The sequence below is a fragment of the Pokkaliibacter sp. CJK22405 genome (assembly GCF_046614695.1).
Lineage (GTDB): Bacteria > Pseudomonadota > Gammaproteobacteria > Pseudomonadales > Balneatricaceae > Pokkaliibacter.
The window spans coordinates 280,074-304,979 of record NZ_JBKKHQ010000013.1; the positions used below are offsets into that span (position 1 = coordinate 280,074).

Genomic DNA, 24,906 nt, shown 5'->3' on the forward strand with positions numbered 1-24,906 from the left:
GGGGCTCGATAGCGGCTTAACGCTCGATAATGTAGAAGCGCACATCGATGGAACCTGCGTTAAAGCCGGCTTCGCAGTAGCAAAGGTAGTAATTCCAGAGACGACGGAAACGTTCATCAAAGCCCTGAGCTTCAATGGAGGACCACTGACTGTTAAAGGCCTGATGCCAGCGGTTCAGGGTGCGCGCATAGTCGCGGCCGAAACTGCGCTGCTCCACAAGTTTCAGACCGGCAGCGTCAATCTGTTCTTCCATTTTCTGTGGGCTGGGCAACATGCCACCGGGGAAGATATAGCGCTGGATAAAATCAGCGCCTTCGCGGTAGGACTCAAAGCGATCATCCGCAATGGTTATCACCTGAATAGCCGCGCGACCACCGGGAATCAGCCGTTCGTGCAGCTGCTGGAAATAGGTGGGCCAGTTGGCCTCACCGACGGCTTCCAGCATCTCAATGGAGACAATGGCATCGAAGGTGCCGTCAAGATCGCGGTAATCGGTATACGTCGCCTTGGCCTTGTCACCGAAGTGCGCCAGACGCCGCTCGGTATAGGCCAGCTGCTCGCGGGAAAGGGTAATGCCGTGCCAGCTGGCTTCCGGCTCCCGGCTCAGCAGTCGCTCACCCATGCCACCCCAGCCGCAACCAATTTCCAGTACCCGGTCACCGGGGATCAGCTTCATGGCATCAATCAGGGCGTCGTACTTGTTCAGCTGCGCCGTTTCCAGATCCTCTTCCTCGTGACTGAACAGCGCGGAGGAATAGGTCATGGTTTTATCGAGCCAGCGGGAGTAGAAGTCGTTGCCCAGATCATAGTGGAAGGCAATATTACGTTTGCTGCCGCGCTTGGTGTTGTCATTCAGACGGTGCGCAATGCGATCCCAGACCCGGCGAATACTGCCCGGCTGGAAGGCTTTCTCCAGCGCTTTCTCATTGGTCATCGCCCACTGCATGAGGCTGCGCAGGTCATCACACTGCCATTCATCATCGATATAACTTTCCGCCCAGCCAAGCAGACCCCCCTTGATGCCACGGCGAACAGCGCGAAAGCGGTTCAGGGTGATGCGTGGCACCGGCACCTGATCATGGCTTGAAGCCTCGGCCAGCTCACGGGGGACACCGAGACGCATATAGCTGCTGTCACCGGCGCGTACCTGAATTTCACTGACGCCACAGCGCTCCAGCCGCTCGGTCAGCAGCGATACCGCCAGCTGGGCCCAGCGTTGACCGGCCTGTCGTCCCAGACGGTGAAGGGATAAGGATTCAGACATGAACATCTCCTTTGGCGGTCAGTGAAGCTGAGTTAGTCGTCGTGACATCATCGTTTTGGCGCGGGTTAAGCCAGCGACCCAGGGTAATCCGCAGGGCGCGCTGAGCCGGACGAGGCACCAGAGGCACCCCTTTCAGCCATAACCGCAAGGCTTCATAGTGAATACCCACCATGACCTTCATGGTCATCAGTGGCATGGCAAGAAACTGGCGAATCAGCTGAGCCTGGCTCAGCTCCTGACGGTCTCCACGGAACACCGCATGAAACAGCACGCCTTGTGAATCCGTCTGGCGAATAGCGATCGCGACCTGCTCCTGTGGCAGGCGCAGGCGAAAGTGGTAGCGGCAATCCATGGTGATAAAAGGCGACACGTAGAAGACCTTATCGACCTGCTGGCGCTGAATACGGGCATCGTCTCCGGGCACCACATACACATGACGCTGGCCGAAGGTATTGCTGACCTGATGCAGAGTGGCAATCAGATCCCCCTTGGCGTCATAGCAGTAATAGATGGCCAGCGGATTGAAGGCATAACCCAGCATGCGCGGATAACACAGCAGCATCACCTTATGGGCACGGGGAAGCTGCTGCTTAACCAGCGTTTCATCGGCAAAGTCACGCAGGCTCTGGCCCGGTTCAAGGCCATGATCACTGTCGCGCAGGCTGAAAAGATTCGGCGCGTTATAGGAAAAGCCCTTCAGACGCTGATCCAGCTCGTGAAGCTTATCCACATCAAACAGCCAGGCCGTGACCTGATAACTGAAGCGATGCACCTTGGGGCGAAAGCGATGGTGCATCACCACGCCCGAATAAAGACAGGCATCCATCAGGCCGCCCTCTCAGGGCTCTTGGCCCAGTCCAGCGGCAGGTTGACCCGGTCTTCACTGGCCTGATCAAACGCCCACGGACGCTGCACACCGCCTAGGGCTTCGGCCACCGCCAGCCCGGACTGCAAGCCGTCTTCATGGAAGCCATATCCAAACCAGGCACCGCAATACCAGGTATTACGCTGACCCTGCATGGCCCAGAGTTCGGGCTGGGCGCGGATGGATTCTGCCGAAAAGGCCGGATGGTCATAGAGGAAACTGGCGTGCACTTTATCCACATCCGGCTCAACGGGCGGATTCAGCGTCACGATCATGGGCGTGTCGGTATTCAGATTCTGCAGCTGGTTCATCCAGTAGCTCACCGCCACATTGGAAGTACCGGCTTCCTCGGCAGAGACAGCGGCTGTCGCTCGCTGACCAAACTCATTTTCAGCGTGCTGGCCGAACCCATTCCCAGCTCGCTGGCCGAGATAGTTCCAACTGGCCCAGGCACGGCGACGAACAGGCATCAGGCGGGTATCACTGTGAAGAATCGCGCGGTTGCGCTGATAGGGAAACGCCGACAGCAGGCGCTGCTCATCGGCCGTGGCATCTGCCAGCAATCCCAGCGACTGGTCCGCATGGCAAGCCAGCACGACCTGATCCACGCGCCAGCTGTCACCCTGCCAGTCTTCAATCTGCACTTTGCCGGGCAACCGGCGAATGGAGCGCACACCGCGGTTGCAGCGGGCTTCCGGGCCGAGATCCGCCAGCAGTTTTTCAACGTAATTGCGGCTGCCGCCATCGACGGTGTACCACTGGGGACGGTCACTGATTTGCAGCAGGCCGTGGTTTTCACAAAAACGCAGGAAGGTCAGCGCCGGATAGTCCAGCATCTTGTCCATCGGCGTCGACCAGATCGCCGCGCCCATGGGCAGCAGATGCTCATCACGGAAACGCTCACCAAATTTGTGCTGTGCCAGCAACTGGCCAAGGGTGACATCGGGAGAAAGCGTCTTGCGCCAGTCATCACTCTGGCGATAAAAGCGCATGATATCGGCAAGCATGCCCCAGAAGCTGGGCGCCACAAGATTGCGGCGCTGGGCAAAGAGACCCGCCAGGGACGTACCGGAATACTCCACCGCGCCCTGATCCAGACTTACGGCGAAAGACATGTCCGAAGGGGAGGTTTTTACCCCCAGATGATCAAACATCCGCACCAGTTGTGGATAACAGCGATGGTTAAAAACGATAAATCCCGTATCCACAGGCACTGGCGCCTGACCGGGAAGGTTAACATCGACGGTGTTGCTGTGACCGCCAAAGCGATCATCTTTCTCAAACAGAATGACCTTGTGGTTCTTCGACAGCAGCCAGGCGCAGCTTAAACCGCTGATACCTGAGCCAATTACCGCAATGGTTTGGGGTTTGCTTGCCATCGATCCTGTCTCCCTGTTCTGATTCCTGCGCCACATTGGTTAAGGCTCTGGAATCCACGGCCCTTGCCGTTGTGCTTTCCCTCCTGTACGCAGCCAGTCCGCCAGCGGATCATTACCTGATTTCAAGAAAATGAAGATTGTGCTGTAACAGACTAATTAGCCTGCACCTTTCTTCCTTAGCCTTGCCGGGACGTTTCACTCTGTCTGCGCTGCAAGCTCTTTAGGGTAAGAGTGGCAAAAAACCAGTCGGCCACGCGGCGATTTCTGCCTTTTAAGAAGAATGTCGCCAAAAGTGATCCGGATTAGAAATCCCCCCGTAAAGCTCTACACTGAGCAGAGATGATATGCGCTCTGCCCAGCTCACTGTTGATTGAGTTAAGACAAGGTCAGAGCCGTATCATGGATAGAAGTTTGCCATTTCTACGTCGTCCCAGGTGCCATGCCATGGCACGGGACTACTCCCATGGAAGCGCTGCCATGTCTTCGACCCTGACTGACTCCAACAAGGACTCCCGCGATCCGTGGCAATTGGCCATGGAACAGGTCAGTGAAAAACGGGACAAAGCCAGTTTTATGCGGCTTTATGATCACTTCGCACCGCGTTTGAATGCCTATTTGCAGGGGCTGGGTGCCCCGGTCAATCAGGCAGAGGAACTGGTTCAGGAAGCCTTGCTGACCCTGTGGCGCAAGGCCCATCTGTACCAGCCCGCCAAGGCAGCGGTGAGTACCTGGTTATTCCGCATTGGACGCAACCTGTATATCGACAGTCTTCGCCGCGCCAGTGGCATTCAGGTCAGCAGTGATGAAGTGCCTGAAGCCGAAGACGTGAATCAGCCCACTGCCGATGTGCACGCCGATGGTGTACGTCTGCAGCAGGCGATGAACGAGCTGCCGGTGTTACAGGCGCAAGTGGTTTACAAGTCTTACTTTGAGACAAAAAGCCACAGTGAAATTGCCGAGGATCTCGGTATTCCGCTCGGCAGCGTGAAATCCAGCCTGAGGCTGGCCTTCCAGAAACTTCGTGCAAGCATGGGAGAGGCAGTATGAGTACCCAAGCGCCGCATTTAATGATGAATAGCCGTATGACTACCCCCGTACATCATCCCGATGATGCCACCCTGATAAGCTACGCTGCAGGTGCGCTGTCATTGCCCCTGTCGATTACGCTTTCCTGCCATCTGGCGGTCTGCCCGCAGTGCCGCGAGCGCCTGAAACAGGCTCAGGCCGTGGGTGGCGCCCTGCTGGAGCGCTGTGATGAAATTCAGCTGAGCAGCAACGCCCGCAGCAACATGCTGGCCGCACTGGACGATGACAGTCTTGATCAGGCACCTGTCACTGCAGCCGAGCCAAAACTTCAGGATCTGGACGATACCGGCATCAATGACCATGCCAGGGAAGACCTGATTCCTGCGCCTCTTCGCCCCTGGCTGGGTGAACGCTACAGCGAGCTTCGCTGGAGTACGCTGGCACCGGGAATGAAACAGGTGAAGATCACTTTGCCTCAGGGAAACCTGCGGTTGTTCCGCATCACCCCCGGCACCTGCATGCCACATCACGGCCACGGCGGCAGTGAAATGACGCTGGTGCTAAAAGGCTCTTACTCCGATGAAGTGGGCCGCTTCCAGCCCGGTGATATCGCTGATCTCGACCCGGACATTGAACATCAGCCCATCGCCGATCGTGATCAGGACTGCATCTGCCTGATTGCCACCGATGCCCCGCTGAAGTTCAGTGGTTTCGTACCCCGACTGCTACAGCCCTTCTTCGGCTTGTAAGCCAGTCACTCGATCAGGCCGAGCAGACCCTGTTGATAAAAAACGGTGTCTGCTCGTTGCTTTTACGCCAGGCGCTTACCTTCCCCCGACTTATCACGCCAGCAGCCACCTAACCTGCTCCAGATCAAGATTGCCTGTCTTTCATCGCTCTAGACTGACTCCAGCTTTTTCGCCAAGGCACGTCCGAAGCCTGATTCGGACCGGCACATCTGGAGGTGACTGCCATGAGCATCAACGAATTCTATGTCCCGACGGTTTCCCTGATGGGCGCTGGCGCGTACGCCAGGCTGCCTGAACGCATCGCCGCCCTCGGCGGTCGCAAGCCGCTGGTCGTGACCGATAAAGGCATGACGTCACTGGGCTACACGGCCAAACTGGTGGAATTACTCGGCAAAGCCGATATTTCCTGCGTGGTGTTTGATGAAACGGTGCCGAACCCGACCGATGCCAACGTTGCGGCGGGGTTGAAGGTGTATCAGGCCGAAGGCTGCGACATGCTGATCTCCTTTGGTGGCGGCAGTGCCCATGACTGCTGTAAAGCCATTGGTCTGGTCGCCACCAGCGGCGGCACCATTCATGACTTTGAAGGGCTGGATAAAGCCACAGCGGCGCTGCCTCCCTACATCGCCGTCAACACCACCGCCGGTACAGCCAGCGAGATGACGCGCTTTACCATCATCACCAACACCGCCAACCACGTGAAAATGGCCATCGTCGACTGGCGCGTCACACCGGATGTGGCCATCAATGACCCGGAACTGATGGTGGATATGCCGCCTTCGCTGACCGCAGCCACCGGCATGGATGCCCTGACCCACGCCATTGAAGCGTACGTTTCCACCGCAGCCACGCCCATTACCGATGCCTGCGCACTGCAAGCCATCAGCCTGATCGGCCAATACCTGCGCCGTGCGGTGGCACGCGGAACGGATATGGAAGCCCGCGACCGTATGGCCTACGCCGAATACCTCGCCGGTATGGCCTTTAACAATGCCAGCCTCGGCCATGTGCATGCCATGTCTCACCAGCTCGGCGGTTTCTACAACCTGCCGCATGGTGTCTGCAATGCCCTGCTGCTACCCCATGTCTGCCGCGCCAATCTGATGGCCCGCCAGCAGCGTTTCGCCGATGTGGCGCGGGCGCTGGGTGAAAACACAGAGGGGCTGTCCGTACGCGCCGCAGCGGCGCAAGCCATTGAAGCGATTGTCGCGTTGTCCAGGGATGTGGGCATACCCGAGCGCCTGAGCGATCTGGGTGTGAAGGATGAAGATATCGAAACCATGGTGGTGAATGCCCAGAAAGACGTCTGCGGCCTGACCAATCCACGCAAGTTTACCGATGCTGAAGTCGCCGCGATCTACCGCGCCGCGATGTAAACCTGCCTGATCAATAAAAAAGCCACGTCCTGGAACGTGGCTTTTTTTGTCAGTGAATGAGTCACCCTCTTTAGAAAAACGGCTCATTGTCTTCTTTTGGTGTCGGTTTCTGCTCGACCTGCAGCTTTTTATCTTCCTCATTACCGATAGTGCCGCCGGTTTCCTGCCCGGTTTTAATGGCCTGTTCGGCTTTTTTACTCAGCACCAGAATATCAATACGGCGGTTTCGCGGGTCGTTGGGGTCTTTGGGGTTAAACAGCGCCGAGGAGGCATAACCTACGATGCGGGTAATCTGATTTTCCGGATAACCCCCCTCGACCAGCGCACGGCGCGCGGCATTTGCCCGCTGGGTGGATAGCTCCCAGTTACTGTATTCGGCGGTGTCGTAATAGGACTTGGCATCGGTGTGGCCGCTGATGCTGATCTTGTACGGCAGGGTTTTAATCACATCGGCCAGGTTCATGATCACATCTTCAAAATACGGCAGCAGCTTGTCGCTGCCTTCCTTGAACATGGGCTTGTCCTTGGCTTCCTGAATCTCGATGCGCAAACCATCCTGGGTCAGCTCGAACTTGATCTGATCCTGATAGGGCTTCATTTCCGGGGTGTTTTCTACCTTGGTCTGCAATTCACGCAGCAAGGCCGCAAGGCTGGACTGGTCCTGCTGATCCTGTTTTTGTTCTTCGCTGACGTTATCTGCCTTCTTGCTGTCGAGGTTATCCACCGGCTGGGGGTCACTCGACTGCTTGGTCATCTGCTCAACGCCGGATTCCGTTTGGGTTTGCTGAGGGTTAAGTGTCTTTTGCGGAGCGACCGTGGGCGAGCCACCCAGATCAATCACATAAGGACTGGCATCAGAGAAGCCGATCGGGTCCTGAAAGTAGCTGGAGATGGCCTTGAGCTGCTCATCGGTCGCGCCACCCAAGAGCCAGAGCACCAGAAAGAACGCCATCATGGCGGTCATAAAGTCCGCAAAGGCAATTTTCCAGGCGCCACCGTGGTGGCCGCCAACCACCTTCTTGACGCGCTTAACAACAATAGGACGGTTATCCATCAGCCCGACCTGTTAGCGCTTGGTCGCTTCACGGATGGAAGCATCGAGTTCCTTATAGGAAGGACGATGGCCGGGCATCAGCACTTTACGACCAAACTCGGCCGCAAGCGCCGGTGGCAGGCCGGAAGAGAACGCCACCATACTGGCCTTGATGCTTTCATAGACGTTGAGTTCTTCCTTGGCATCGTGTTCCAGCAGGTTGGATAGCGGGCCGAAGAAACCGTACGCCGCCAGAATACCGAGGAAAGTCCCGATCAGCGCCGCTGCCACGTGGTGACCCAGGGCTTCCTTATCGCCATCGCCGATCATGCCCATGGTGACAACCACCCCAAGCACCGCCGCAACGATACCAAAACCGGGCAAGCCTTCAGCCACCTTGTTCACGGCGTGGGCCGGATGATCCAGCTCTTCCTTAAGGCTGTTGATTTCCATATCGAAGAGGTTTTCAAACTCATGGGGCGCCATGCTGCCCATGGACATGATGCGCAGGTAATCACAGACAAAGGTGATCAGGCGTTCATCTTTAAGAAGGTCCGGGTATTTGCTGAAAATGGTGCTGGAGTTGGGGTCATCCAGTTCATCCTCCAGCGAGAGCAAACCGTCGCGGCGAGCCTTGTTGAGGATCTCGTACATCATGCACAGCACCGAGGTGTAATACTCGTGCGTGAAGCGCTCCTTGAACATGCTGGGGGATTTGGCCAGAACGATCTTGAAGATCCGGATCGGGTTGGCCTGCAAAAAAGCACCGAGTGCAGAACCGCCGATAATCAGCACTTCGACCGGCTGCACCAGCACCATCAGTTGCCCGCCTGCCATGACAAAGCCACCCAGCACACAGGCAAAAATAACCGCCATCCCCACCAGCTTGAACATAAACGCGCCAAACTCCGGACAAAATCTTGTGATTCACAGCGCCGTCAGATCCTGAAAACGACGCCATCGAGTTTTGAGAATCGCACAAAATGCCGCCGGGTGTGAGAGAGAAAATCGAATAAAGATGCCTTTTTATGTGACCCGCTGTTTACATAAGTAAAAGCGATTATTTACCCCGCATTCAGCGTAATTATTGATAGTTCAGCAAGACAATAAACCTCTCATGGCTGGAGGGAGAAAACTGCGCACTTTTTAACCATTTTTGCCGCTCGCCCGCTTCCGCCGTTATCGACTCACGGCTATACTCCGCGCCATTCCATTCTCGAGTAAACCCTCCATGCGCCTGGTCTCCTTTGATGCCTTTCGCAGTCTGCGTCTTCCCGACACGACCTACATCAAACCCGAACTCTTTTTCAGCCAGCTGCCCACGGTTCAGGAAGCTGACTGGGTGGTGTATCCCGAATACTGGCAGGTGAATTCGCTGGTGTTTGGTCTGAAAAAGCGGATTTTCCCCAGCCTGTCGAGCTACCTGCTCGGCCATGACAAGATCGAAATGACCCGTGCATTTATGAGCGTCGCGCCGCGTCATGTGCCCGACACCGAGATCATGGGCAATACGCCGGAAAATGCCGAGCTGGTATGGGACAGGATGCTGCTGCCGTTTGTCGCCAAAATCCCGCGCAGCAGCATGGGTCAGGGGGTGTTTCTGATTGAGAACCGCGCCCAGTGGAATCAGTACCTGAGCCAGACAACGGTGCTTTATGTGCAGGAGCTACTGCCGATTGATCGCGATATGCGCATCGTCTGGATTGGCAAGAAGGTGCTGGGGGGTTACTGGCGTCTGCAATCGGATCGCAGTTTTCACAACAACGTTGCGCAGGGCGGCCAGCTGGATTACAGCCCGCTGCACCCGGCGGCAGTGCGTCTGGTGGAAGAAGTCGCCACCAGGCTGGGGATCGACCATGGTGGCTTTGATGTCTGTATGGTGGGCGATCACCCTTATCTGTTCGAGTTCAACCGCCTGTTCGGTAATCAGGGCCTTGGCCCGCTAAACCAGCAACTGCCTGAGGCCATCATGCAGTATCTGGAAAGTCTGGATGATCAGGATGACCCGGACGATCCCCTGCATCCCAATCCGATCCTGCCGCTGGCGATGTAAGACTCAACGGGATAAGGACGGTCAACAGGCGTTAATCGTCCTCATCATCATCGATCACGGCATCCACACCGGCACCGACAATTTTCACCGGAATCGACACCACATCAATTGCCAGACTGGCCGTCGAACCTACCGCACTGGCCACACCGCAGCCTTGCAGGCTAACCACAGCACTCACCAGGCAGCAGAGCCAAACCGCTTTTTGCAGCCACGGTGAGTGTCCGGTCTTGGCATCAAAGCTCACATCGTTACCCCTCGCTGGCGCGTTTAGTCACAGGAGCTGTCACAGGACAGCCGCGGGAACAAGGGTTATCCCCTGTAGCATCACTCAAGGCAAGGGATGCACCGGGTTTACGACCTGATTCGGGGCAGAACTGGCGGCATCATCACACCGGCAACCATCAATCGTTGTCTCAGGCTTCCACCATCTCGGCCAGCTGGCGACCCTGTTGCTGCAGGCGATACATGCGCTGATAGCGGCCATCATCCAGTGCCATCAGTGCCTGATGATTGCCTTCCTCGACGATTTCTCCCTGCGACAGCACCAGAATGCGATCAGCTTCCTTGATGGTCGACAAGCGGTGCGCCACCACGATCAGGGTTACCTTGCCATGCAGGGCACGCAGCGCCTGCTGCACGATTTGCTCGGTTTCACTGTCGATATTGGCGGTGGCTTCATCCAGCAGCAGAATGCGCGGCTGGGCGGCCAGTGCGCGGGCAATCGCCAGCTGCTGGCGCTGACCTGTGGATAAACGCGTGCCACGCTCGCCCAACAGCGTGTCATAGCCTTCCGGCATGCGCTCGATGGTCTCATGCAGGTGCGCAGCACGCGCCGCTTTCTCGATATCCGCCTGCTCCAGACCACGATTCATATCGATATTGTCGCGGACACTGGCGGCCAGCACGAAAGGCTCCTGCGGGATCAGGCCAATACCTTCGCGCAGGGTGTCGTGGGCATAATCACGCAGGGTGACATCATCAATACGCAGCGCCCCCTCGGTGACCGGATAGAACCCCAGCAGCAGGCTCAATAAGCTGCTTTTGCCACTGCCGGTATGGCCGACGATGGCGAGCCATTCGCCGGGTGGCACCTCAAGATTCAGCTGTTTCAGCACCGGATGTTCACCGTCATAGCTGAAGCTCACATCCCGCAGGCTCAAACTGCCGGCGCTGATCGGCGTGGTTACCGTGCCAAACTGCCCTTCTTCCTGATCCAGCAGACGCTGAATGCGCTCACCCGCCACCATCGCCTGTTGATAAAGATTAAAGCGCTGGGTGATTTCCATCAGTGGCTCGGTAAAACGGCTCAGGTAATTCACAAAGGCATAGAGCACACCGATTTCGACCACGCCGTTAAGGGACTCCCAACCGAATACGCCGATGACGCCTGCCAGCACCATGACAGACAGAAAATCGATGGCCGGGCGCAGCAAAATCGCACCGATCCGGATGGTGCGCAGCTTGGCGCTGTACAGGTCGGTATTGGTGGTATCAAAACGCTGGCGAAAGCGGCGCTGCTGGTTGGTCGCCTGAATAATCCCCATGCCCTGAATCGACTCGCCCAGATTGGCGTTGATGTCCGAGCGCAGCTGGCGGCTCTGTTCCACCGCCACACCGCTGAAGCGCTGGTAGAGATAGATAATGCCGAGTATCAGCGGAATCAGCGCCACCGCGATCAGCATCAGCTGTACATCCAGCAACGCCATGGCGATCAGAATACCGATCAGCATGATGGTGTTGCCAAGCACCGTGGAGAGGAACTGCACATACAGATCCTTGATCGCCTCGGTATCGTTGGTGATTCGGCTCACCAGCTGGCCGGTGACGGCATGGTCAAAGTAGGACAGCGGCAGGCGAATCACGCGGGCAAACACCCGCTCACGGATATCCCGCACGGCATTGAGCGCCAGGGTACTGAAGGTCAGGGTCTGGCGATAACGCACAACCGCCGCAAGGCCCTGGGTAAAGACATAGGCCAGCGTCAGTCCGGCCACCGGCCAGAACGGGAAGCTGTTTTCGGTCAGGTAATTGTCGATAAACACCTTGGCCAGGAGCGGCCCGGTCACATCAGCGGCGGTGGCGATGATCAGCATGCCGATGGCGAACATCAGCAGAGGCCGGTCCTTGTAGACGTAACTCAGCAGCAGGCGAAAAGCATTGCGGGCGCTGGAGGATGAGGACTTAGCCATGGGTATTCTCCTCCGTGACAGCGTGCGCGTGGGATTCTTCCGCCAGAGATTGCTCCAGTTGCTGATAGCGCCACATCCGCGCATACCAGCCTTCCTCGGCCAGCAGCTGGCGGTGATTGCCCAGCTCACGGGGCTGACCGGCCATCAGCACCAGAATCTGCTCGGCGGCGACCAGTGCCGACAGGCGATGGCTGATGATCAGCGTCGTACGGTCTTTGCGGGCTTTTTGCAGATGCTGAAGGATATGCGTCTCGGTGTTTACATCCACCGCCGACAAGGCATCGTCCAGCACCAGCACAGGCGCATCCTGCAGCAGCGCCCGGGCAATGGCGAGGCGCTGGCGCTGGCCACCGGAGAGCGTCACTCCCCGCTCACCGACCAGGGTGTCGTAACCTGCTGGAAAACGCAGGATATCGTCATGAATGGCGGCAATTCTGGCGACTTCTTCGACCTTTTCACGGCTCGCTTCAGGATTGGCCAGGGCGATATTTTCAGCAATGGTGGCGGTAAAGAGGAACGGGTCCTGCGGCACATAGGCAAAGCTTTGGCGCAAGGTGCGCAAGCGATAGGCCGGTAGCGGCTGATCACCCAGCAGAATCCGGCCGGAGGTGGGCTCCAGCTGGCGCATGATGAGCTGGATCAGGGTACTTTTCCCCGAGCCTGTCGGCCCGACGATCCCCAGAGTCGTACCGGCAGCGACATCAAGAGCAATCTGCTGCAACGCCGCAGGGCCGTTGGCATCGTGATGAAAGACAACGTCCTGCAGGCGCAGACTGGCGCTGGACAGCGTTTCCAGCGTGCCCTCATTGCTCAGGGTATCCGGCTCCTGCAGTAGCTCATCAACCCGGTGATAGGCCGCACTGCCACGCTCGATAATGTTCATCAGCCAGCCCATGGCGAACATCGGCCAGATCAACTGCCCGAGATACATAGTAAAGCTGGTGAGCTGCCCCAGGGTTAGTTCGCCCTGATTGATCAGCCAGGCGCCAAAACCCAGACTTAACAGAAACGCCGAGGACATGGAGAGCTGAATCACCGGGTCATACCAGGCTTCGGTACGCTGCACGGCGTAGTTGGCTTCCGCGGCCTTATCCGCCACGGCGTTGAACATCCGGCTTTCCTGCGCTTCGCGACCCATGGCCTTCAGCAGCCGCACTCCGGCAATGGCTTCCTGAGTACGGTTATTCAGGGCAGAGAACTCCTGCAGGGAGCGCTGGAAATGGCGGTGCATGATGCGGGAAATACGGTAGAAGCCCCAGGCCATAAAGGGAAAAGGCAGCAAGGCGACCAGTGCCAGACGCCAGTCGATGACGACAAACATCATGATCAGCACCAGCACAAAGGTCAGCAGTCCATCAAAGCCGGAAAGAACCCCTTCACCAGCGGCCATCTCGATGGCATCAATGTCATTGGTGGCGCGGGCCATCAGATCGCCACTGTTATGACGGTGGTAAAACGAGGCGCCAAGACGGCTTAAGCGGTTATAGAAGCGGCGACGAAGCTCGGTGCCCAGCTGGTAGGATGCGCCATAAAGCCGAACGCGCCAGCCATAGCGAAAGCCGTAAATCAGGCCGCCGATCAGCACCATGGCGCCCACACGCCAGAGCAACTGACGGGCACTCAGGGTGCCATCGCGAAGACCATCGACGGTATGCCCGGCGATGTAGGGAATGGTCATGCTCATGACGGCCACGGCCGCCAGCATCATCAGGGCAATCACATAAGCGCGCCGGTGATCGAGGAAGAACCAGCGCAGCTGTCGAAATAAATCCATGATTCTCTCAGGTTCTGCATTACCTACAGTGGCTGTGGGTAAAAATCGCAGGAATGACAAGTGAACGGTCGTTCAGTTTACCCTGTGGGGAATTCGGTTTCAGTGCCAATCCCTGCAACATCCTGATTTTTTACTGCGACAGGCAGAGCTTTAGCCGTGTTTTGCGGCAAGTTCGCCAACACTTCAGCCAGAATGGCACCGGCATCCACCCGCGCGCGCAGCTTGCCCAGCAACAAATACAGCCCCGCCAGACGGCGATGCAGGAACAGCGCATCCGCAGGTGGCGTGTGCCAGCGGCCCTGCTGCATGCTCAGAATCCGGCCTTTTTGCTGTAGGCGCGAGGCCAGGGTCGACTGGCCAAAATCATAGGCTCCCGGCGTCGTCAGTGGCTCACAGGCCAGGGAGAACAACGCCAGCACAGCCGCTTTCTGGCTGCCTTCCACCTCGCCGGCAAAATAGCCAATCCCCTGCGCCGCCGACATCAGCGCCTGCGGGTCCTGCGCAATCACCGCAGAGAACAGCTGCCGGTAGGCGGTTTTCAGGTTATCGCCATAGCGTCTTGCCGCGCCGAAATCGAGCAGCACCAGTTCATCGCCCTGCGCCGTCTCGCGGATCAGGTAGTTGGCGTAGTTCGGGTCCGTCTGCACGATGCCCAGCTCAAAGAGTTCACGCAGACACAGGCGTAACAGGGACGCCCCTAAAGCATCGCGACGAGGCTGACTCCAGTGGCAAGCCATATCCACCGGCATGGCATCGATGTATTCCATCACCAGCACATCGGTTGTGGATAATTCCGCTACCGGCGTGGGCGCCGATAACGCCGTTTCCTCACTCAGCCAGTGGTGATATTCCGTAAGAAAACCCAGTTCCTGTTGATAATCGGCTTCCTGACGCAGCTGAAGTTTCAGCTCTTCCAGTAGCGGCGCAATCGCCACACCTTTGGGTACCGCGCCAGAGAGGCGAATCAGCGTGCCGAGATTTTTCACATCGGACTCGATACTCTGGCGCACCCCCGGATACTGCACCTTGACCGCAACCTCGCGGCCATCCGTCAGGGTGGAGCGATGCACCTGACCGATGGAAGCCGAGGCAATCGGGGTGAAATGAAAGCGGCGGAAATGGCGCTGCCAGTCTTCGCCCCATTCACGCTCCAATACCTGATTCAGCGCCAGCATCGGCATGTGATAGGCATCCGCACGCAGCCCTTCCAGGGCTTGCGCCAGTGGCGTCGGCAGAAATTCTCCGGCATCCAGTGATAGCAGCTGTCCAAGCTTCATGGCAGCGCCACGCATGGTGGCCAGCGTTTCAGCCAAACGCACCGCGTTAGCCGGTGTCATCAAAATATGCTGGGTGGAGGGAAATTCGCCTTTACTCAGCCGTCTTGCCCCTTCCCAGGCGGCGGCTCCGGCCACCCGTCCGGCCAGAGAACCCAAATGCGCCAGTCGGGACAAACGCTGTTGAGGAAGAGTGCGGGATTTATGCTCGCTCATGGCAATACCTGTGATGATTGCGCGACGGGCGATGCCCTCCGTGGTTCATCACCTTTCACAATTCAGACTCGATGAGTGCAGAAAGAAGAAAAGAGTTATTTTATAACCATTCGCCTCGGGCCCACGTAGCTTCCACTGGTGTCAAAGCCACGCAGTCTGTAACCACGACCGGCATTTGGCGCAATTACTGTTGACCCTGACTTCTCCGGCACCGCAAAATGTGCAAGCTTTATGGAATACCGGTCTTTACCCGCGAACCCTGTGCTAAAACGTTGGCTTAACCGTCGGCCAGCCCTATAAGTTCAAGGATTTAGGTCGATTTAGGGACAGTCCTGCACCGGGGGCAGGATCGGCTGGAGAAAATTTCTGTGATTTTGGTCTGGATTGTACTGCTACCGCTGCTGGGAATCGGAGTCACCCTGTTGTGCAGTCGGCTGCCTCGCAGTCTGGCCGCACTGGCAACGGCGATTGCCCCGCTCACCGCCCTCGGACTGACCCTGAGTCAGGCGCCGACCGTGCTTAAGCATGAGGTGATCCGCTTTGTCTGGCCCTGGCTGCCGGACCTTGAGCTGAACATTGCCCTGCGTATGGATGGCCTGTCCCTGCTGTTCATGTGCCTGGTGCTGGGGATCGGCGTGCTGGTCATCCTCTATGCCCGCTATTACCTCTCCTCCAATGATTCCATGCCACGCTTTTACAGCTACTTCCTGCTGTTTATGGCGGCAATGCTCGGCATCGTCATGGCCGATAACCTTGTACTGCTGTGGATGGCCTGGGAAATCACCAGCATCAGCTCCTTCCTGCTGATCAGCTTCTGGTGGCATTCCACCGATGCCCGCAAAGGCGCGCGAATGGCATTAACAGTGACCGCCGCCGGTGGTCTCGCTCTGCTGGCGGGCCTGTTATTGCTGGGTCAGGTGGCGGGCACCTATTCGATTCATGACCTGCTAGGCAAAGGCGACCTGATTCGCCAGAGCGAGCTCTATCCCTGGATTGCCGGGCTGATCCTGCTTGGCGCCATGACCAAATCCGCCCAGTTTCCCTTCCATTTCTGGTTACCGCAGGCGATGGCGGCACCGACCCCCGTCAGTGCCTATCTGCACTCTGCGACCATGGTAAAAGCCGGTATTTTCCTGTTGCTGCGCTTTTATCCGGTGCTGGGTGGTACGGATCTCTGGTATTCCGTGCTCAGCCTCTGCGGCATGGCGACACTGCTGCTCGGCGCCTACTTCGCCCTGTTCCAGCATGACATCAAGGGGCTGCTGGCCTATTCAACCCTGAGCCATCTCGGCCTGATCGTCCTGCTGATCAGTATCGGCTCGCCGGTCTCCACCGTGGCGGCGCTGTTTCACATCATCAACCACGCGATCTTCAAGGCCAGCCTGTTTATGGCGGCCGGTATCATCGATCACGAAAGCGGCTCGCGGGATATGCGCAAGCTCAACGGCCTGTGGAAATACATGCCCTACACCGCCACCCTGGCGATGGTTGCGGCGCTGTCCATGGCCGGTGTTCCGCTGCTGAACGGCTTCCTCTCCAAAGAGATGTTCTTCGCTGAAACCCTGAACCAGTCGATGCTCGGCTCGCTGTCCTGGATGATTCCGGTGCTGGCGACGCTGGCGGGCTTGCTGTCCGTGGCCTATTCCCTGCGCTTTATTCACGATGTGTTCTTTAATGGCGAACCTGTTGGCCTGCCCAAAACGCCGCACGAACCACCGCGTTACATGAAGCTGCCGGTCGAGATTCTGGTCGCCCTCTGTCTGCTGGTTGGCCTGTTGCCGGATGCCACCGTGCGCCCGATTCTGAGCGCCGCCTCTGCAGCCGTGCTGTCAGAAGTGCCGGATTACAGCCTCGCCCTCTGGCATGGGATTAATCTGCCGCTGGTGATGAGTCTGCTGGCCATGGCAGGCGGTATTACGCTCTACAGCCAGCGCAAAAAGCTCTTCATGTTTCAGCACCAGTTTGAAGCGGTGGATGCCAAGCAGGAATTCGAGCGCGGCGTGCAGCGGGTGGTCAGTATTGCCAGCCAGCTGTGGAGCAAGATTGAGAACGACTCCCTGCAACGCTATCTGACCTTACTGATCGTCTTTGTGCTGGTGGTACTGGGGATTGGTCTTCGCGAATTGCACCCGCTTGGCGGCGACAAACCCCTGCTGGAAGTCGATGCCGTCACTTTCGCCGGTGGCCTGATCATGATGCTGTGCGCCATTGTCACCGTGGTGCTGAACCGCAGCCGCTTGCTGTCGCTGCTGTTTTTGTCCGTCACCGGACTGATGGTTTCCCTGACCTTCGCCCGCTTCTCGGCGCCGGATCTGGCCCTGACTCAGCTGGTGGTGGAAGTGGTCAGCGTCATTCTGCTGATGCTGGCGCTGTTCTTCCTGCCCTATCGCACGCCGAAGAACTCCACGCCGCGCCATCTGGTGCGGGACATCTCCCTGGCGCTGATTGCCGGTGCGCTGATTGGCAGCCTGAGCTACGCCATGATGACCCGCGATATCAGCAGTCTGTCGCAGTTCTACCTCGACCACGCCAAAACCGAGGGTGGCGGTAATAACGTGGTGAACGTGATTTTGGTCGACTTCCGTGGCTTTGATACCCTCGGTGAAATCACCGTACTGGCGCTGGCAGCCCTTGGTATTTATCGCCTGCTGGAATACCTGAAACTCTACAAACCTTCTGCCGATGCCACTGGTCGGCGCTTTGAGTACAAGCGCGACTCGGTGATTCTCAACATTGTGGCTCAGGGCGTATTACCGCTGGCGTTGCTGGTGTCGGTGTATATCTTCCTGCGGGGCCATAACGAGCCGGGCGGCGGCTTTATCGCCGGTCTGGTGACTGCCTGCGGCATCATGCTGCAGTACATCGCCCACGGTGTGCAGTGGCTGAAATCCCGACTGGTGCTGCGCTATCCGTTAATGCTGGGCCTGGGGGTGGGTATCGCCAGCCTGACCGGTCTTGGCAGTTTTGTGTTTGATCGCCCCTTCCTGACGTCCTGGTTTGACCATTTCCATATCCCGCTGATCGGCGATATCGAACTGGCCTCCGCCATGGCTTTTGACCTGGGTGTCTACCTCACCGTGGTGGGAGCCACGCTGATGATGCTGGCCAACCTTGGCAAGCTCACCACGTCCCACCGTCCTCATGATCAGGAGAACCTCTGATGGAAATGCTGCTTTCCGGCTGTATCGGCATTCTGACCACAGCAGGCGTGTTCCTGTTACTGCGGGCACGAACCTTTCCCGTGGTTATCGGCCTGACCATGCTGTCCTACGCCGTTAACCTCTTCCTGTTCAGCAGTGGCGGGCTGAGTGAGGCCTCAGCGCCGATTCTGGGTGAAGCCAGTGTCTTTACCGACCCGCTGCCTCAGGCGCTGGTGCTGACGGCCATTGTTATCGGCTTTGCCATGACCGCCTTCGTGATCATCCTGGCGATGCGCGCCCGTGCCGACCTGGGTAACGACCACGTCGATGGCCGTCTGCCGGATGATGCACTGGATGAACAGCCCGTGCCTGTCCGCGAAGCCACGCGAGCCACCCATACACCGAAATACAACAGTGGCATCAAGGCCCGTAAACCCGGTGGTGCGGAGTACAAGGGATGATGCATTTACCCATTTTTCCGATTCTGCTGCCGCTGCTGGTCGGCGTTGTGATGTTGCTGCCGCCTCTGTCACGCTCGCGCAATGCCACTCGTGTGATCGCCGTTCTGAGCCTGCTCGGCCAACTGGCGCTGGCGCTTTGGCTCGGTCATGCCGTTAATGAAAATGGCATTCTGCATTACGCCCTTGGCGACTGGCAGGCACCCTTTGGTATCGCACTGATGGTCGACAAGCTGAGCGTGCTGATGCTGGTTGTGACTGCCGTTCTGGCGCTGGGTGCCCTGCTGTTTTCTCTGGGCGGTAGCGATGGCGAGGGCAGCTTCTTCCATCCGCTGTTTCAGTGGCAGTTGCTGGGTCTCAATGGCGCCTTCCTGACCGGCGATCTCTTTAACCTCTTCGTCTTCTTTGAAGTGCTGCTGATGGCCTCTTACGGGCTGATGATGCATGGCGATAACCGTCAGCGTACCCGCGCGGCATTGCATTACGTGATTCTCAACCTGGCCGGCTCCAGCCTGTTCCTGTTTGCCCTCGGCACCCTTTATGCGAGCCTCGGCACACTGAACATGGCCGATATGGCCGCGAAAATTGCCGAACTACCACAAAGTAACCTGCCTCTGGTGCATACCGGCGGTTTGCTGCTGATGATCGTTTTCGCCCTGAAAGCTGCCGTCCTGCCCTTGCACTTCTGGCTGCCACGCACCTACAGCGAAGCTCCCGCCGCCGTCGCCGCGCTGTTTGCCATCATGACCAAAGTCGGCATCTACTCCCTGCTGCGCGTGTTCAGTTTGCTGTTCGGCAATGAGGCAGGCCCGCTGGCCGGAATCGAAACCCCCTGGCTCTGGCCACTGGCGCTGCTGACCATGGCTGCCGGTGCCATTGGCGCCCTCACCAGCAATAACCTGCGTCGCCTGAATGCCCACCTGATCGTTATGTCCGTCGGGACGATTCTGGCGGTGATTTCCCGCCAGTCGATTGAATCCACCTCAGCGGCGCTGGTGTATCTGGTGCATTCGACGCTGATCAGCGGCGGACTGTTCCTGCTGGCCGCACTGATTGCCGAGCAACGTGGCCGCAGCGGTGACCAGTTCGTCGCCGGTCGCCCGACAGCGCAGCCCCGGTTATTGGGCAGTCTCTTTATCATCGGTGCGATGGCGATGGTCGGCATTCCGCCGTTTTCCGGCTTTGTCGGCAAGGTGTTGATGATGATGTCGACCCGTGAACAGGGTCTGGATACCGCACTACTGTGGAGTACGCTGCTGGGTGCCAGCCTGGTGATTCTGGTGGCGCTATCACGCGCTGGCAGCACGCTGTTCTGGCGTGTGAATTCCGATAAGCCCGCTGGCCACAGTGCAGCGCTGCCCCTTTTGGGCGTGCTGGTTTTACTGGCCGCCGCACCGCTGATAACGCTGTTTGCCGGTGAACTGCATGCCTACACCAACGCGATTGCCCAGCAACTGGCGCAGCCGCAGGATTACATGCGCGCGCTGCTGTCTGATCAGGGAGTCACGCCATGACACGCTTACTGCCTTCACCCTTTTTCAGCCTGGTACTGCTGCTGACCTGGCTGGCCCTGAATAACTCAGTTGCACTGGGCCATTGGGTGCTGGGGGCCATCATCGGCTTTGGTCTGCCGATTCTGCTGCGCCCGTTGATGGACCAGCGCACCTATATCCGCTCCTTCAACGGCATGCTGCGCTTTATTCTCAACCTGCTGTATGACGTGGTGATCGCCAACTTTGAAGTCGCCATTCGGGTACTGCGCTCACCCAAACGCCTGCAACCGGCGTTTATTCGTTTCCCGCTGGAGCTGACCCACGATCTGCCCATCACCGTGCTGGCCTCCACCATTTCCCTGACTCCCGGCACCGTCAGCGCAGATATCACCGAGGATCGCCGGTTTCTGGTGATCCACGTGCTGGATCTGCAGGAGGATGAAGAAACATTGATCGCAGGCCTTAAAAAGCGCTACGAAGCCCCACTCAAGGAGATCTTCGCATGCTGAAAACCGTCCTTCTGATCGTCATGCTGATGGTGACACTGGCGCTGATCCTGAACCTCTGGCGCATGTTTAAAGGCCCGGATGTCGCGGATCGTTTACTGGCGCTTGATACGCTTTACATCAATGCCATTGCGCTGATCGTGCTCTTTGGTCTGTGGCGGGACAGCTCCTTCTATTTTGAGGCGGCATTGCTCATCGCCTTACTGGGCTTTATCAGTACGGTGGCCCTGTGCAAATACCTGCTTCGCGGCGACATCATCGAGTAAGGAGTGATCATGAGTCTGTGGATAGAAATACTGATCGCGGCGCTACTTCTGATCGGCGGCGTCTTTACCCTGATCGGTGCTTACGGTCTGGTGCGCCTGCCGGATTTTTACACGCGCCTGCACGCACCGACCAAAGCCACTACCTTAGGCCTCGGAGCCATCCTGATTGCGTCGATGATCGGCGTATCGGTTGAACATGGCGGCATTAGCGTCCATGAAGTGCTGATCACGCTGTTCCTGTTTATCACCGCACCGGTCAGCGCCCACATGCTGGCCCGCACCGGTATTCACATGGGCACCGAACCTGTGGAAAAAACCCGCCATGCCGATGACCGTTTTATCGCTGCGGGCTTGCAACACCGGGGGAATCCATCGGTTCTGCCGAACGATCCCCCCGAGAGCGCGCCAAAAGAATAACTTTTCACGGCGACAGGCCTTCCTCAGGTTTCAGTGATAAGGAGCTGTGCCATACTCACAGCCTCGGACAGCCCTGCGTGAGCTGTCAGTTTTCGCCAAGAAGAGCGCATACACCGCTTTAAGCCCATGCGCCCTCGGCACAATCAGGTCGAGCCATGCGTAATATTCTGGTTATTGAAGACAGCCCACTGGTGCTGAAAGTACTCTCCCGGCAATTCAGCCTGGAACGTGGTCTGTCGCCCATTCTTTGCGCCTCTTATGCCGAAGCCAAGCTGATGCTGGAAACCTCGGCAGAACTCTTTGATGCCGCCATCGCCGACCTGAACCTGCCCGATGCGCCAAACGGCGAAATCGTTGATCTTATTCTTGCCCATCAGGTGCCCTGTATTGTGCTGACCGGTCAGTACGATGAGCAGCGCCGTGATGATTTCTTTATGAAAGGCGTCGTCGATTACGTCATTAAAGAAAGCCAGTTCTCTTATGATTATGTGTTCCAGCTGATCCACCGTCTGGAGAAAAACCGCAAGATCAAGGTACTGGTCGCCGAGGATTCCTCCTCTGCCCGTCACTTTATTACCCGCGTACTGGATTCCCACCGCTACCAGATTCTGGAAGTGGAAGATGGCCTTTCCGCCCTGAGCGAACTGGAAAAGCATCAGGATATTGACCTCTTGATCATCGACCATGACATGCCAGGCATGCTGGGTTTTGAGGTGGTCAAACGGGTGCGCCACAAGATGAAGCGCGACATCATGATCCTCGGGATTTCTGCCGATCCGAAAGGTTCCCTGAGCGCGATGTTTATTAAGCACGGGGCCGATGATTTCCTGCGTAAACCTTTCTGTGCTGAAGAGCTGACCTGCCGCGTCATGACCATGGTGGAACGCCGGGAAATGACCCAGGCGTTGCGTCAGGCGGCGCTGTTTGACTCCCTGACCGGCCTCTACAACCGCCGCGCTTTCTTCAGTGAAGGTAAACGCGTGCTGGCCAGCGCAGTGCAGTCAAAAAGTGACATTAGCGTGGCGATTCTGGATATCGACTTCTTCAAGCTGATCAATGACAGCCTTGGCCATGCCGCAGGCGACAATGCCCTCAAGCTCTTTGCCAAGGCCCTGCGTGAACATTGCCCGAATGACACCCTGGTGCGCCTTGGCGGCGAGGAATTTGGCCTCCTGAGCCGTGACTCCGGCGAGCAGGTTGAGCAGCGCCTGAACGGGTTGCGTGACCACTGCACCCGGATGCGGTATGTCTCCGCAGCACAGGTACCACTGAACTTTTCTGCCGGCATCTATACCGCCGCCGATCTCTCCCTTGAGCAGATGATGCTGCACGCCGACAAGCTGCTGTATGAAGCCAAGGAGCACGGTCGTCAGCAGACTCGTCGCAATGAAAGTGTGGCCACCAGCTAGCTGAGCGATTCTTACTGACGCGTTCCCTCCACTTGTCAGCCATTTCGCCGCTTTACCTGTCTTATCGGCACCATCATCACTGCGTTGCCGAAGAAAACTGTCACATCCTCATTATCTGAAAGGCGTATACTGACGGCTTATTCTTCTGCCCTGGGAGCGCGCCTCATGACCCGTCGTCTGATCGTCAGTGATATGGATAAAACCCTGCTCAATGCCGATCACGCCCTGGCGCCTCTGACCCTGCAAACCCTGCGTGAACTTCATGCGCTGGGCCATGTGATTACTCTGGCTTCAGGCCGCCATCATCAGGATCTTGCCAGCTATCGCCAGCAGCTGGGCTTTCCCACCTACGTGATCAGCAGTAACGGCGCGCATCTGTATCAGCCTGATGATCAGCTCATCAGCGAAACCCTTATCGAGCCTGAGCTGGTCAAAGCCGCCAGTGCGCTGCCACTGGACGAAGCCATCGGTATGAGCATCTATACCCGTGATGGCTGGCTGATTAACCGCCCGGACCCGGAGCTGGCCGAACTGCATCAGCACACCGCCTTTCGCTATGAAGTGACGCCCGGTATCTACGGTTACGACGGTGATGATGCGGCCAAATTGCTCTATGCCGGTACGCCGGAGCAACTGGCCGTTCAGGAAGGCCGACTGCGGGAAAACTTCGAGGGCAAGCTGCACATTACCTACTCTCAGCCCCACTATCTGGAAGTGATGGCCCCCGGCGTTAACAAAGGCACCGCCCTGTCACGTCTGTTGGAAGAGCTGAGCCTGACCACCGCGGATTGCCATGTGTTTGGCGATAATCTGAACGATCTGGAAATGCTGCAACTGGCCGATCATGCTCACGTCATGGCCAATGCGCATCCGCAGCTGGCAGGCCAGATTCCCCATGCGAAAATCATCGGCCACCATGATGAAGAAGGCGTCGCCCGTCAGTTACGCGCCAGCTTTAACCTCGACTAATACCGTAAAAACCACTCATCTTCCTTGTCAGTGAGAAGCCACATAACGTTGTGGCTCCTCTTTTGGCGGCAGCGCATAGGCGCTACGAAGCCGCTCGGCTTCCTGCCGTGGCGCCAGGCCAAATAAACGCCGAAACTCCCGCGAGAACTGTGATGGGCTTTCATAGCCCACCGCATGGCTGGCCTGAGCCGCCGACATCCTTTCATGCAGCATCAGCAAGCGCGCCTGATGCAATCGCGTCATCTTCACGTACTGCATCGGTGAATAGCGGGTAACGCTTTTGAAATGCTGATAAAAACTCGGCTCACTCATCCCAACCAGCGAGGCCAGAGTTGTCACCTCCAGCGCCTCAGCGTAGTGATGATGAATATGCTCCAGCACCTGGGCAATTCGGCCAAAATGGCTGTGCTGCACCATCGCCTGTTGTAATTGCCGGCGTTGCTCACCACAGAGCACCCGGTAATAGACTTCTGCCAGCGCCGCTTCCCCAAGCATCCGGGCTTCCATAGGATCAAGCAAGACTCGGAGTAACCGCTCAAGGCTGGCTGATAAGGCGGCATCCATCGTGGAAGCCATCATTGCGGAGGCCACCGGCATTGCCTCAATGGCCACTGAAACGTCCTGCCCGGCACTAAGATGCTGCTGCGCCCGCTCCATTTTCGCGAGGATCGTCGCAGCCAGAGGGATGTCCAGCTGGCAGTAAAGCGCCAATAAAGGCTCCTGCGCCGATGCCTCGGTTTCCATGGAAAAAGGAATGGGCAAGGTGACTGCCAGAAATTGGCCCTCTCCGTAGACGTAGCAATCATCGCCCCAATAACCGCGTTTACAGCCCTGAAAGACAAACACGATCCCCGGATCATAGAGTACCGGCGTATGGGTTAAGGGGCGATTGGAGCGCAATAAACGAAGGGATGGCAAAGCCGTCAGGTTATAGCCTTCCTCCGGCGCCAGCTGCTCGGCCAGTGTTTTCAGAGTGAGTTCAGCTACCATAAAAATCTGCCCTGCCAGACCAGCACAATGGATGAATTGCCAAGCTTAATCCGAGGCAAA

At 57.5% G+C, this 24,906-nt stretch carries 21 protein-coding genes and 1 pseudogene; 12 read left to right on the plus strand and 10 right to left on the minus strand.

Annotated features, from left to right (window positions below):
- Positions 1 to 16: 16 nt before the first annotated feature.
- Genes ACKC9G_RS10155 through ACKC9G_RS10165 form a run of 3 tightly spaced genes read right to left on the minus strand, consistent with a single transcriptional unit; the run spans position 17 to position 3,508 of the window.
- Positions 17 to 1,264, minus strand: a complete 1,248-nt coding sequence (locus tag ACKC9G_RS10155) for a class I SAM-dependent methyltransferase (protein WP_411404903.1) — start codon at positions 1,262 to 1,264, stop codon at positions 17 to 19.
- A complete protein-coding gene (locus tag ACKC9G_RS10160) occupies positions 1,257 to 2,090 on the minus strand; it encodes a DUF1365 domain-containing protein (RefSeq protein ID WP_411404905.1) in 834 nt (277 codons plus the stop codon). The genes ACKC9G_RS10155 and ACKC9G_RS10160 overlap by 8 nt, the downstream gene beginning before the upstream one ends.
- The gene (locus ACKC9G_RS10165; protein ID WP_411404907.1) at positions 2,090 to 3,508 is read right to left on the minus strand and encodes an NAD(P)/FAD-dependent oxidoreductase; all 1,419 of its coding nucleotides are present in this window, start codon (positions 3,506 to 3,508) and stop codon (positions 2,090 to 2,092) included. The genes ACKC9G_RS10160 and ACKC9G_RS10165 overlap by 1 nt, the downstream gene beginning before the upstream one ends.
- A gap of 444 nt (positions 3,509 to 3,952) precedes the next feature.
- Between ACKC9G_RS10165 and ACKC9G_RS10170 the strand changes: the two genes are divergently transcribed.
- The 3 genes from ACKC9G_RS10170 (at position 3,953) to ACKC9G_RS10180 (ending at position 6,659) form a co-directional block, all read left to right on the plus strand.
- Positions 3,953 to 4,555: a sigma-70 family RNA polymerase sigma factor gene (locus ACKC9G_RS10170; RefSeq protein WP_411404909.1), complete on the plus strand. Its 603-nt coding sequence runs from the start codon at positions 3,953 to 3,955 to the stop codon at positions 4,553 to 4,555.
- Positions 4,552 to 5,283: a ChrR family anti-sigma-E factor gene (locus ACKC9G_RS10175; RefSeq protein ID WP_411404911.1), complete on the plus strand. Its 732-nt coding sequence runs from the start codon at positions 4,552 to 4,554 to the stop codon at positions 5,281 to 5,283. The genes ACKC9G_RS10170 and ACKC9G_RS10175 overlap by 4 nt, the downstream gene beginning before the upstream one ends.
- Before the next feature lie 224 nt (positions 5,284 to 5,507).
- On the plus strand, positions 5,508 to 6,659 hold the full coding sequence (locus ACKC9G_RS10180; RefSeq protein WP_411404913.1) for an iron-containing alcohol dehydrogenase: 1,152 nt from the start codon (positions 5,508 to 5,510) through the stop codon (positions 6,657 to 6,659).
- Between the two features lie 70 nt (positions 6,660 to 6,729).
- Here the strand turns inward: ACKC9G_RS10180 and motB are convergent, their stop codons facing one another.
- Positions 6,730 to 7,713 carry a flagellar motor protein MotB gene (gene motB, locus ACKC9G_RS10185; protein ID WP_411404915.1) on the minus strand — a complete coding sequence of 328 codons (984 nt, stop codon included), beginning with the start codon at positions 7,711 to 7,713 and terminating at the stop codon, positions 6,730 to 6,732.
- Between the two features lie 12 nt (positions 7,714 to 7,725).
- Positions 7,726 to 8,586 (minus strand): flagellar motor stator protein MotA, encoded by an 861-nt coding sequence (gene motA, locus ACKC9G_RS10190; RefSeq protein ID WP_411404917.1) that lies wholly within the window; start codon positions 8,584 to 8,586, stop codon positions 7,726 to 7,728.
- Positions 8,587 to 8,923: 337 nt separating this feature from the next.
- Here motA and ACKC9G_RS10195 point away from each other — a divergent pair, with 337 nt between their 5' ends.
- Positions 8,924 to 9,745 (plus strand): ATP-grasp domain-containing protein, encoded by an 822-nt coding sequence (locus ACKC9G_RS10195; protein WP_411404919.1) that lies wholly within the window; start codon positions 8,924 to 8,926, stop codon positions 9,743 to 9,745.
- A 31-nt stretch (positions 9,746 to 9,776) separates the two neighbouring features.
- Here ACKC9G_RS10195 and ACKC9G_RS10200 read toward each other — a convergent pair whose 3' ends face one another.
- From ACKC9G_RS10200 to ACKC9G_RS10215, 4 genes are all read right to left on the minus strand, one after another.
- A complete protein-coding gene (locus ACKC9G_RS10200; protein ID WP_411404921.1) occupies positions 9,777 to 9,989 on the minus strand; it encodes a hypothetical protein in 213 nt (70 codons plus the stop codon).
- Positions 9,990 to 10,158: 169 nt separating this feature from the next.
- Complete coding sequence (locus tag ACKC9G_RS10205) at positions 10,159 to 11,934, minus strand: ABC transporter ATP-binding protein (RefSeq protein ID WP_411404923.1); 1,776 nt, start codon at positions 11,932 to 11,934, stop codon at positions 10,159 to 10,161.
- Positions 11,927 to 13,708, minus strand: coding sequence for an ABC transporter ATP-binding protein (locus ACKC9G_RS10210; protein WP_411404925.1), 1,782 nt, complete (start codon positions 13,706 to 13,708; stop codon positions 11,927 to 11,929). Before ACKC9G_RS10210 ends, ACKC9G_RS10205 begins: the two co-directional genes overlap by 8 nt.
- Positions 13,709 to 13,785: 77 nt before the next feature.
- Positions 13,786 to 15,198, minus strand: a complete 1,413-nt coding sequence (locus tag ACKC9G_RS10215) for an ABC1 kinase family protein (RefSeq protein WP_411404927.1) — start codon at positions 15,196 to 15,198, stop codon at positions 13,786 to 13,788.
- Positions 15,199 to 15,566: 368 nt separating this feature from the next.
- On the opposite strand from ACKC9G_RS10215, the gene ACKC9G_RS10220 reads away from it, so the two are divergent.
- The 8 genes and pseudogenes from ACKC9G_RS10220 (at position 15,567) to ACKC9G_RS10255 (ending at position 23,856) form a co-directional block, all read left to right on the plus strand.
- Positions 15,567 to 18,359 (plus strand): monovalent cation/H+ antiporter subunit A, encoded by a 2,793-nt coding sequence (locus tag ACKC9G_RS10220; RefSeq protein WP_411404929.1) that lies wholly within the window; start codon positions 15,567 to 15,569, stop codon positions 18,357 to 18,359.
- Positions 18,359 to 18,679 (plus strand): annotated as a pseudogene (locus ACKC9G_RS10225) (Na+/H+ antiporter subunit C); the annotation flags it as partial. The gene ACKC9G_RS10220 and the pseudogene ACKC9G_RS10225, both read left to right, overlap by 1 nt.
- A 116-nt stretch (positions 18,680 to 18,795) precedes the next feature.
- Positions 18,796 to 20,310, plus strand: a complete 1,515-nt coding sequence (locus ACKC9G_RS10230) for a monovalent cation/H+ antiporter subunit D (RefSeq protein WP_411404931.1) — start codon at positions 18,796 to 18,798, stop codon at positions 20,308 to 20,310.
- Positions 20,307 to 20,798: a Na+/H+ antiporter subunit E gene (locus ACKC9G_RS10235; RefSeq protein WP_411404933.1), complete on the plus strand. Its 492-nt coding sequence runs from the start codon at positions 20,307 to 20,309 to the stop codon at positions 20,796 to 20,798. Before ACKC9G_RS10230 ends, ACKC9G_RS10235 begins: the two co-directional genes overlap by 4 nt.
- Complete coding sequence (locus tag ACKC9G_RS10240; protein WP_411404935.1) at positions 20,792 to 21,061, plus strand: K+/H+ antiporter subunit F; 270 nt, start codon at positions 20,792 to 20,794, stop codon at positions 21,059 to 21,061. The genes ACKC9G_RS10235 and ACKC9G_RS10240 overlap by 7 nt, the downstream gene beginning before the upstream one ends.
- Before the next feature lie 9 nt (positions 21,062 to 21,070).
- Positions 21,071 to 21,478: a Na+/H+ antiporter subunit G gene (locus tag ACKC9G_RS10245; RefSeq protein WP_411404937.1), complete on the plus strand. Its 408-nt coding sequence runs from the start codon at positions 21,071 to 21,073 to the stop codon at positions 21,476 to 21,478.
- 155 nt (positions 21,479 to 21,633) lie between these two features.
- Positions 21,634 to 22,887 carry a diguanylate cyclase domain-containing protein gene (locus ACKC9G_RS10250; protein WP_411404939.1) on the plus strand — a complete coding sequence of 418 codons (1,254 nt, stop codon included), beginning with the start codon at positions 21,634 to 21,636 and terminating at the stop codon, positions 22,885 to 22,887.
- A gap of 165 nt (positions 22,888 to 23,052) precedes the next feature.
- Positions 23,053 to 23,856, plus strand: coding sequence for an HAD family hydrolase (locus tag ACKC9G_RS10255; RefSeq protein WP_411404941.1), 804 nt, complete (start codon positions 23,053 to 23,055; stop codon positions 23,854 to 23,856).
- A 27-nt stretch (positions 23,857 to 23,883) separates the two neighbouring features.
- Here ACKC9G_RS10255 and ACKC9G_RS10260 read toward each other — a convergent pair whose 3' ends face one another.
- Positions 23,884 to 24,846 (minus strand): AraC family transcriptional regulator N-terminal domain-containing protein, encoded by a 963-nt coding sequence (locus tag ACKC9G_RS10260; RefSeq protein WP_411404943.1) that lies wholly within the window; start codon positions 24,844 to 24,846, stop codon positions 23,884 to 23,886.
- Positions 24,847 to 24,906: the final 60 nt, after the last annotated feature.